Origin of the sequence: Acidaminococcus nyctereutis (assembly GCF_052216985.1) — a bacterium.
Lineage (GTDB): Bacteria > Bacillota > Negativicutes > Acidaminococcales > Acidaminococcaceae > Acidaminococcus > Acidaminococcus fermentans_A.
The window spans coordinates 18,151-27,313 of sequence record NZ_JBQOUY010000030.1 but is presented as its reverse complement, the minus strand read 5'-3'; the positions used below and the strand labels follow the sequence as shown (position 1 = coordinate 27,313).

The following is a 9,163-nucleotide window of genomic DNA, read 5'->3' as shown; positions in this document are numbered from 1 at the left end:
ATCTCTCACAGCATAAGCTGGTAAGACACCTGGAAGAAGACCAGGTTGATAGGCAGGGTGTGGAAGCGTAGCAATATGTTAAGCTGACCTGAACTAATATGTCGAGGGCTTGACTTAAATCGGGCCGCTGGACGGAGGAATCCGGACAGCAAAGAAACGTCTCTTCATGAAGTTTTGAGGGCTCATGCCTTCAGCAACATAATCCGGTGGCGATAGCTAAGGGGATCCACCTGTTCCCATGCCGAACACAGCAGTTAAGCCCTTATACGCCGAAAGTACTCGACTGGAAACGGTCCGGGAGGATAGGGAGCTGCCGGTTAGGAGAAAAGGCCTGCATAGAAAGATGCAGGCCTTTTTGTCGCGGCCCGTGACCGGGGGTGTGAATTTTTCACACCCTTTGTATTTGTCACTGGATGTTGACAGAGCCACGGGGTTCTCAGATGGTCCCAGATTTCCAGTTTTTGGCTTTTAGAAGCTGTTTTCTGGTTGCGCTCCCCTCAGGAACATGATATGATATTTTTTATATGAACTGACACTAGTCAACAGACAAAGGAGCATCGGATATTCTATGCAGCAGAAAATCATTTTGCCATCAGGCTTTTCTTTGGACGTGTCCAATATGCTGGGGAAGGACCGGATCCAGCTGACTGAATTGAAGGTATTGGCTCCTCAGTTGGAACAGGCTGCAGAAGGAATCGAGAAAATCCGCCAAGAGGGGAAAGCCAAGAACCATCTCTCAAAGGACGGGACACCGGAACCGGTTTATTTCACTCGCCTCCCTTATCTAAAAGAAGGTTTCCCCAATACCTCTGAACTGCTGCAGGAACTGAATCAGTTCGGAGAACAAGTCAGGATCCGGGAAGATGCTGTGATTTTCTGCGGGGTGGGAGGATCTTATCTTGGGGGTAAGGTGCTGTACGATTGCTATACCAGCGAATATTGGCCCAAACGTCACCGGGAGCGTCTGCCCCAGATCTTCTTCAGCGGGAATAACCTGGATGCGGAGGATATGGATGGAGTCAAGAATCATCTGATGGTGCTGGCCCAGCAGAGCAAGGCCCAGCAGCAGCGGCCCCTCCGTGTGCTCCTGGTACCCATTTCCAAATCTGGCACAACATTGGAGCCTACGGCTGCTTTTCTCCATTTCTATAGCTATCTCCAGGAACAGGACCATCTTTTTCAAGTCAGTGGAGCTGTGGTCACAGACAAACGTCAAGAAAGAGGCCCTTTGAATCGAATGGCTAGGGAATTTTCCTGGCCTGTTTTCGATATTCCTGTGGGCGTGGGCGGACGCTTCAGCGTCTTTTCCACACCGGGGCTGGTGGTGGCTGCCGTGCTGGGAATGGATCTGGAGGATCTGCTCCGAGGTGCTCGGGAGATGGACGAAGCCTGTATGGGCTGCAGCTTGGATCAGAATCCAGCTCTGCTCAATGCCGCTTTGAAATATGTCGGAGCCGTGAACCATGGGGCTGTGACAGAAATCTTTATGCCTTATGCCATGCGGATGAAGGCACTGGGGGAATGGTATGTCCAGCTCCTGGCAGAGTCTTTGGGAAAACGGAAGGATCGGGAAGGAAAAACCGTTTTTTATGGACGAACTCCTGTGGTGGCCATCGGGACTACGGATATGCACGCCCAGACTCAACTCCACCAAGATGGACGTCGGGATAAGGTGGTCCAGTTCCTCTTCATCAACAATATGAAAGAACGGATCCACATCCACAATCCTTTCCAGGATATCGAGGAATATGCCCAATATGAAGGGTTGGATATCGGTCATGCGCTGCAGGCGGCTATGGAAGCCAATGAAGAAGCACTGGCCAGTGATCATCGGCTCAATGCGTTATACACCCTGCCGAAGCTGAATGAATATTATCTGGGCCAGCTGTTTTACTTCCTGATGCTGAGCATTGCTTACGAAGGGGAATTGGCGGATGTAGATGCTTATGACCAGCCGGGGGTGGAAATCTATAAACGGCTGATGCGTGAAAAATTGAAGAAGAGATGAATGATGGGGCTGTTGCTTGCGCAACAGCCCCATCATAAAGTATATGACGTATGACGAAGGGGGTGCTGCACGTTGCGTGCAACACTCCCTTTTTATTTCCCTATCCCCAAGGGACTCTGCAAAGCAGCTTCCAGCTGTTCTGGAGTGATCATCCCTTGCTCTGCCATCCGGTTCAGCACCAGGTTCCGCCGTTTTTTGCAGGCTTGCCAGTTGTTGTAGGGATTCAGAGCCGTCGGTGCATACGGGAGACCGGCTAGGGTGGCAGCTTGGGGCAGGGTCAGGTTTTTAGGGCTTTGGCCGAAATACACCTGGGAGGCTTGCCTTACCCCGGTAGCTCCGGCACCCAGGAAGGTGGTGTTCAGGTACATTTCCAGGATTTCCTGTTTGCTGCACCGGGCTTCCACTAGAAAAGCCAGGCCGGCTTCCGCAGCTTTCCGTCCCAGGGTCTGGTCGGAAGTGAGCAGCAGGTTCTTTACCAGTTGTTGGGTAAGAGTGCTGGCACCTTCCACCATTTCTTCGTTCTGGATATTGATCAGGGTGGCCCGTAGGATCCCATCCGGATCCACTCCGTGGTGGGAATAAAACCGTTTGTCTTCCACAGCGACCTGGGCTTTGGGGAGCCAGGGAGATATTTCTTTGATGGGAACCCAGTCTTCCCGGGGAATCCGGCTGCGGGCGATTTCCCGGATGTGCCAGCCCTGCCAGGCCAGTTGGAGGGGACGGGGGAGATCACGGACGAAACGATTTTGGGTGACCCCTGCCGGCAGGGGCTGCAGGAAGGAACTTTCTGCTGGAGCTCCGACTTTTTCATGGATGGTAGAAGGACGGGTCATATAGTAGCATAAGGATCCGGCAAGCAAGACTAGGATGCATAACAATTTACGCATAAGTTTTTCCCCCTTTTCTTTCCCATTGTACTTGAAACTTGGAGAAAAATCCATGGATAATCGGTGAAACGGAGTTGGGAGGCAGCCAGGAAAGGAAAGAGATGCGGTCACAAAATTGTCAGATTCTTTCTGGAAAAACAGTAGATGGGATCCGTTCTTTCGTACTATAATGGAAGCACATATCAGGGTATGGCTTCCCCAAAGGAAAACAAAAAAATAGTTGCATTGTTATGCATATAAGCGTATAATAATGCAACATAAAGGAGGGACGGCAGTGTGGTGAGAACCAGAAAGGGGAGAGCCGTTTTCTGCTTTGCCAGCGGTTTGGAAAGCGAGAAGAAAGTCATAGCCTGATCAAGCGTATTCTATATGGTTCCGATTTTCGGAAGCACGATCCCAAAACGCAAGGAATTGGATTAGGAGGAAATGCAATGCAGATCAAAAATAATGAAATGAACATATTAGTTGAAGCACTGCCATATTTAAGCGCTTTTAAAGGAAAAACAGTGGTTGTAAAATACGGCGGCAATGCTATGCTCAACGATGATCTGAAAAATAAAGTCCTGGAGGACATTGTTTTCCTCCGCTGCGCCGGCATGCGTCCGGTGGTGGTCCACGGAGGCGGACCGGAAATCACCGCTATGCTGAAGGCGGCTGGAAAGAAATCGGAATTCATCAGCGGTCTCCGGGTAACGGATAAAGAGACCGTGGAAATCGCCGAGCTGGCTCTAGTGGGGAAGACCAATACGGATCTGGTCCGTCGGCTGAATATGCTGGGCGGTAAGGCCATCGGTCTCAACGGCAAAGATGCCAAGCTCATCGAAGCCCGGAAGCATCTGGCCGATGTGTACGAAAATGGCCAGGTGAACCTGGTGGATATCGGTTTTGTGGGAACTGTGGAAAAAGTGAATACGGACCTGATCAACCTGCTGCTGGAAAACGACTACATCCCGGTGATCGCTCCTACAGGAATCGGACCGGACGGGGAAACCTATAATATCAATGCGGACAGCGTGGCCGGGGAAGTGGCCGGTGCCCTGAAGGCGGAAAAGCTGCTGATGCTCACAGACGTAAAGGGTATCTACGAGGACCACAAGGATGAAAGTACCTTCCTGTCCACACTGACCTTTGAAAAGGCCCAGGAACTGATTGTGAAGGGCAGCATCGACGGGGGGATGATCCCTAAGGTGAAGGCCTGCATTTCTGCTCTCAGCGGAGGTGCAGTGAAGACCCATATCATCGACGGGCGCCAGGAACATTCCATCCTCCAGGAGATATTCTCTGACGAGGGTGTGGGCACGGAAGTCGTGAGAGACTGATCAGGACACCATTGAAAAGAGGCTGAACGATGAATACGAAAGAAATCATGGATACCACGGAGAAGTATTATCTCCCGGTCTTTGGCCGGAGCCCCATTGCTCTGGACCACGGGGAAGGGGTTTATCTGTATGATACGGACGGGAACAAATACACGGATTTCCTGGCGGGCATCGCGGTGAACGCCCTGGGTTATGCCTATCCCCCTCTGGTGAAGGCGGTCAGTGAGCAGGCGGCCAAGATCATGCATGGGTCCAACCTGTTCTATTATGAGATCCAGGCCAAAGCGGCAAAGCAGCTGTGCGAAATGACCACCTTCGACCGGGTGTTCTTCTGCAACAGCGGGGCGGAAGCCAATGAAGGGGCTATCAAGCTGGCCCGGAAGTACGGCCACAGTAAAGATCCTAAGAAGTTCAAGATTGTCACGGCTAAGGATTCTTTCCACGGGCGCACCATGGAAACTTTGACAGCCACTGGACAGGATCATTACCATGAAGGGCTGAGCCCTTTGCCGGAAGGGTTCGTCTATGTTCCTTTCGGGGATACGACGGCCATGGAAGCAGCTATGGATGATGAAGTGTGCGGTGTGCTGCTGGAACCGATCCAGGGAGAGGGTGGGGTCCATGTGCCTCCTGCCGGATATCTGGAAAAGGTGAAGGAGCTGTGTGAAAAACACGATGCGCTGCTGATCTTCGACGAAATCCAGACCGGGGTGTGCCGGACCGGGTACTGGTTCGCTTGGATGCACAGCGGGGTGAAGCCGGATGTGCTGACCTTGGCAAAGGCCATCGGCGGTGGCTTCCCCATGGGGGCGTTCCTGGTCCAGGAAAGACTGGCCCATGTGTTCGCTCCAGGGGATCACGGATCTACTTTTGGGGGCAACGCCCTGTCCTGTGCTTCTTGCTATGCGGCCATCAAGGCCATGAAGGAATTGGCGTTGGACAAGAAAGCCGCAGAAACCGGGGCTTATTTCAAAAAGGGACTGGAAGCCCTGAAAAGTAAGCATCCGGACAAAGTGACCGATGTCCGAGGCATGGGACTGATCCTGGGTATGGAACTGGCCAAACCGGGGGCTTCCCTGGTCCAGGGAGCCCTGGATAAAGGATTCATCATCAACTGCACGGCGGGGAACGTACTGCGGTTCGTGCCGCCGCTGATCATCGGAAAAGAAGATATTGACGCACTGCTGAAGGGATTGGATGAGCTTCTGGCAGAATTCTGATAAAAAAGAGGGTATACTATGGCTTTAAGAAACAAGGATTTGATTTCCATCCATGATCTTTCTGTAGGTGAAGTGGCCACCATCCTGGATGTGAGCAGAAAACTAAAGAAAAAACAGAAACTGGGCGAACCTCATGAATATCTGAAGGGCAAGACCCTGGCCATGATTTTTTCCAAAGCCTCTACCCGGACTCGGGTGTCCTTTGAAACCGGCTTCCATCAGCTGGGGGGCCATCCCATTTACATGAGCGAAGCTACGTCCCAGATCGGCCGGGGCGAACCGGTCAAAGATACGGCACGGGTCCTGTCCCGCTTTGTGGACGGCATCATGATCCGGACTTTTTCTCACGACGCAGTAAAGGAACTAGCCGACTACGCTACGGTGCCGGTGATCAATGGGCTGACGGATCTGCTCCATCCCTGCCAGGCCCTGACGGATATGTTCACCATCCTGGAATACAAGGATGTGCTTAAGGGACGGAAACTGGTCTATGTAGGAGATGGCAACAATATGGCCCATTCCTTGATGTTCGCCTGCGCTAAGGTGGGCATGGATATGGTCTGCGCCAGCCCTAAGGGATACCAGCCGGACCCCCACATCGTAGCCCAGGCCAAGATGGACGCGGCCATCACCGGCTCCACCATCACGGTCCAGGAAGATATGGAAGATGCGGCCAAAGGGGCCGATGTGCTCTATACGGATGTATGGGCCAGCATGGGGGAAGAGTCCCAGCGGGAAGAACGGAAGAAGGCCCTCCATGACTATCAGATCAACCAGCATCTATTGGACCTGGCCCGCCCGGATGCCATGGTACTCCACTGTCTGCCAGCTCATCGGGGCGAAGAAATCACCGACGATGTGATCGAAGGACCTCAGTCAGCTGTATTCGACGAAGCGGAGAACCGGCTCCATGTGCAGAAAGCCATCATGGCCTTGCTGATGAGTGATGCTGTGCTGTAAAATAATAAGAAGGGCTGTGGTAAACTCCACAGCTCTCATCAGGCATATGACCTGTGACATATGACGGGAAGGCGTGCATTCCCAACCAAAGGAGAGACTTGCAATGGATAAAAAAGACATCAAAAAAGTAGTCCTGGCCTATTCTGGCGGCCTGGATACCTCCTGTATCATTCCCTGGCTGAAGGAAAATTACAACAACTGTGAAGTGATCACCGTAACGGCGGATATCGGGCAAGGGGAAGAAGTGGCTCCAGTCCATGATAAAGCTATCAAATCCGGGGCCAGCAAAGCGTATATCCTGGACCTGAGGGATGAATTCCTGAGAGAATATGCTTGGCCTATGGTGAAATCCGGCGCCGTCTACGAAAAGAAATATCTCTTGGGAACTTCCATTGCCCGGCCCATCATTGCCAAATATCTGGTGAAGATTGCCTTGGAAGAAGGGGCGGATGCCATCGCTCACGGGGCTACAGGCAAGGGGAACGACCAAGTCCGGTTCGAACTGGGCATCAAAGCCCTGGCTCCTCAGCTGAAAGTCATTGCTCCCTGGAGAGAATGGCAGATCAAATCTCGTGATGACGCCATCGATTATGCAGCTGCCCACAATATCCCAGTGCCGGTCACCAAGAAAAAAGACTACAGTATGGACCGGAACATCTGGCACCTGTCCCATGAAGGCAGTGATCTGGAAGATCCTTCCAACGAACCCAAATCCGAAATCTACATCATGAGCCAGACACCGGAAGCGGCTCCGGACAAGGATGAATACATTACCTTGGATTTTGAACAGGGGGTTCCGGTAGCCGTCAACGGCCAAAAGATGGAACCGGTGGAAATGATGGAAACGCTGAATGAAATCGGTAAGCGGAATGGCATCGGCATCGCCGACATGGTGGAAAACCGTCTGGTGGGCATGAAGGACCGTGGGGTGTATGAAACTCCTGGCGGTGCCATCATCTATTATGCCCATAATGAACTGGAAAACCTGTGTCTGGACCGGGCTACCTACAATTACAAGGAACAGATCGGGATCCGCTATGCGGAACTGGTCTATGACGGCATGTGGTTCTCTCCGCTGCGGGAAGCTCTCCAGGCTTTTGTGGACGAAACCCAGAAGACTGTTACCGGTACGGTGAAGATGAAACTGTACAAAGGAAATATCATCACTGCCGGCAGCACCAGCCCCTATTCCCTGTACAGCAAGGAATACGTCACTTTTGGAGAAGATGAAGTGTACAACCAGGCCGATGCCCAGGGCTTCATCAATCTGTTCGGACTGCCGCTCACTGTAAGAGCTCTGATGAAACAAGGGAAGTTGAAATAATGGCAAAGACAAAATTATGGGGTGGACGGTTCAGCAAGGACACCAACGCACTAGTAGATGCGTTCAATGCGTCCATCGATTATGACAAGAGACTGTATCACGAAGATATCCGGGGCAGTATGGCCCATGCCCATATGCTGGCCAATACCGGGATCATCAGCCAAGAAGATGGAGCGGCTATTGAAAAGGGCCTGAAGGAGATCCTGGCTGAGATCCAGGAAGGGAAATTCCAGTTCAAGACAGAGCTGGAAGATATCCATATGAATATCGAAGCGGCCCTGACTGAAAAAATCGGGGACGCGGGAGCCCGTCTCCACACGGCCCGGAGCCGGAATGACCAGGTGGCTCTGGACATGCACATGTATATGAAGCGGGAAGTCACGGAAATCATGGAGCTTTTGGTCGCCTTTGAAGAAGCGCTCCTGACCATGGCAGAAAAGCACCTGAAGACACTGATGCCCGGGTATACCCATCTCCAGCGGGCTCAGCCCATTACCTTCGCCCATCATATGCTGGCCTACTTCAACATGTTCCGGAGGGATTTCCGCCGTCTCCAGGGCGTCTGGGAAGGAGCGGACATCATGCCCCTGGGGGCCGGTGCAGTAGCGGGGACGACCCTGCCCATCGACCGGTTCCAGGTGGCGAAGGAACTGCATTTTTCCCAAGTGTATGGGAACAGTATGGATGCAGTCAGTGACCGGGATTATGTGTTGGAATTCCTCAGCTTCGCATCTCTTTTGATGATGCATCTGTCCCGGTTCAGTGAGGAAATGTGCCTGTGGTCTTCTACGGAATTTGGCTTCGTCGAGCTGGATGATGCCTTCGCTACAGGGTCTTCCATGATGCCCCAGAAAAAGAACCCGGACATCTCTGAACTGGTCCGGGGGAAGACCGGCCGGGTCTATGGGAATCTGATGGCTCTCCTGACCACTCTGAAGGGGCTTCCTCTGGCCTACAATAAGGACCTGCAGGAAGATAAGGAAGGATTCTTCGATACCATTGACACCGTGAAGTTCTCTCTCCAGGTGTACCGGGATATGATCCTGACCACCAAAGTGAACGAAGAACGGATGGCAGAAGCGGTCCACAAGGACTATTCCAATGCTACAGACCTGGCGGACTATCTGGTGCGGAAGGGGATGCCCTTCCGGAAAGCCCATGCGGTAGTGGGACAGGCGGTGGCCAAAGCCATTGCTGAGCACAAACTGCTGGGCCAGCTGACCATGGAAGAATACAAGGCTATGTGCCCGCTGTTCGAAGAGGACCTCCTGGAATGCCTGAAACCGGAAAACTGCGTGGCGGCCCGGACCAGCTATGGCGGACCGGCTCCCCAGAACAACGCCAAACAGGTGGAACTGGGAAAAGAAGCAGTGGCAGAACAGAAGAAAGTGCTGGAAGAATTGAAGACCAGAATGTAAAAACGAGAGGCTGTTGCGTAAGCAACA

Annotated in this window: 7 protein-coding genes and 2 rRNA genes; 8 read left to right on the top strand and 1 reads right to left on the bottom strand. The window is 52.5% G+C overall.

Going from position 1 to position 9,163, the window contains the following annotated elements; translation table 11 throughout:
• From ACTUHY_RS11210 to ACTUHY_RS11200, 3 genes are all read left to right on the top strand, one after another.
• Positions 1 to 117, top strand: a 23S ribosomal RNA gene (locus ACTUHY_RS11210); the annotation flags it as partial.
• Between the two features lie 85 nt (positions 118 to 202).
• Positions 203 to 319 (top strand): 5S ribosomal RNA (gene rrf, locus ACTUHY_RS11205).
• Positions 320 to 568: 249 nt separating this feature from the next.
• Complete coding sequence (locus ACTUHY_RS11200; RefSeq protein WP_442827778.1) at positions 569 to 2,008, top strand: glucose-6-phosphate isomerase; 1,440 nt, start codon at positions 569 to 571, stop codon at positions 2,006 to 2,008.
• 92 nt (positions 2,009 to 2,100) lie between these two features.
• Here the strand turns inward: ACTUHY_RS11200 and ACTUHY_RS11195 are convergent, their stop codons facing one another.
• The gene (locus ACTUHY_RS11195; RefSeq protein ID WP_442827777.1) at positions 2,101 to 2,895 is read right to left on the bottom strand and encodes a transglycosylase domain-containing protein; all 795 of its coding nucleotides are present in this window, start codon (positions 2,893 to 2,895) and stop codon (positions 2,101 to 2,103) included.
• A gap of 431 nt (positions 2,896 to 3,326) precedes the next feature.
• On the opposite strand from ACTUHY_RS11195, the gene argB reads away from it, so the two are divergent.
• The 5 genes from argB to argH all read left to right on the top strand — a co-directional run bounded on the left by argB (position 3,327) and on the right by argH (position 9,136).
• The gene (gene argB / locus ACTUHY_RS11190) at positions 3,327 to 4,214 is read left to right on the top strand and encodes an acetylglutamate kinase (RefSeq protein WP_278675172.1); all 888 of its coding nucleotides are present in this window, start codon (positions 3,327 to 3,329) and stop codon (positions 4,212 to 4,214) included.
• A gap of 29 nt (positions 4,215 to 4,243) precedes the next feature.
• Positions 4,244 to 5,434, top strand: a complete 1,191-nt coding sequence (locus ACTUHY_RS11185) for an aspartate aminotransferase family protein (RefSeq protein ID WP_442827776.1) — start codon at positions 4,244 to 4,246, stop codon at positions 5,432 to 5,434.
• Positions 5,435 to 5,452: 18 nt separating this feature from the next.
• Positions 5,453 to 6,394: an ornithine carbamoyltransferase gene (gene argF / locus ACTUHY_RS11180; protein WP_442827775.1), complete on the top strand. Its 942-nt coding sequence runs from the start codon at positions 5,453 to 5,455 to the stop codon at positions 6,392 to 6,394.
• 103 nt (positions 6,395 to 6,497) lie between these two features.
• Positions 6,498 to 7,718, top strand: a complete 1,221-nt coding sequence (locus ACTUHY_RS11175) for an argininosuccinate synthase (protein ID WP_442827774.1) — start codon at positions 6,498 to 6,500, stop codon at positions 7,716 to 7,718.
• Complete coding sequence (gene argH, locus ACTUHY_RS11170) at positions 7,718 to 9,136, top strand: argininosuccinate lyase (RefSeq protein ID WP_442827773.1); 1,419 nt, start codon at positions 7,718 to 7,720, stop codon at positions 9,134 to 9,136. The genes ACTUHY_RS11175 and argH overlap by 1 nt, the downstream gene beginning before the upstream one ends.
• Positions 9,137 to 9,163: the final 27 nt, after the last annotated feature.

Coding starts and splice junctions, on each gene's coding strand:
- ACTUHY_RS11200 (WP_442827778.1), top strand. CDS start 569: ATGCAGCAGAAAATCATTTTGCCATCAGGCTTTTCTTTGGACGTGTCC.
- ACTUHY_RS11195 (WP_442827777.1), bottom strand. CDS start 2,895: ATGCGTAAATTGTTATGCATCCTAGTCTTGCTTGCCGGATCCTTATGC.
- argB (WP_278675172.1), top strand. CDS start 3,327: ATGCAGATCAAAAATAATGAAATGAACATATTAGTTGAAGCACTGCCA.
- ACTUHY_RS11185 (WP_442827776.1), top strand. CDS start 4,244: ATGAATACGAAAGAAATCATGGATACCACGGAGAAGTATTATCTCCCG.
- argF (WP_442827775.1), top strand. CDS start 5,453: ATGGCTTTAAGAAACAAGGATTTGATTTCCATCCATGATCTTTCTGTA.
- ACTUHY_RS11175 (WP_442827774.1), top strand. CDS start 6,498: ATGGATAAAAAAGACATCAAAAAAGTAGTCCTGGCCTATTCTGGCGGC.
- argH (WP_442827773.1), top strand. CDS start 7,718: ATGGCAAAGACAAAATTATGGGGTGGACGGTTCAGCAAGGACACCAAC.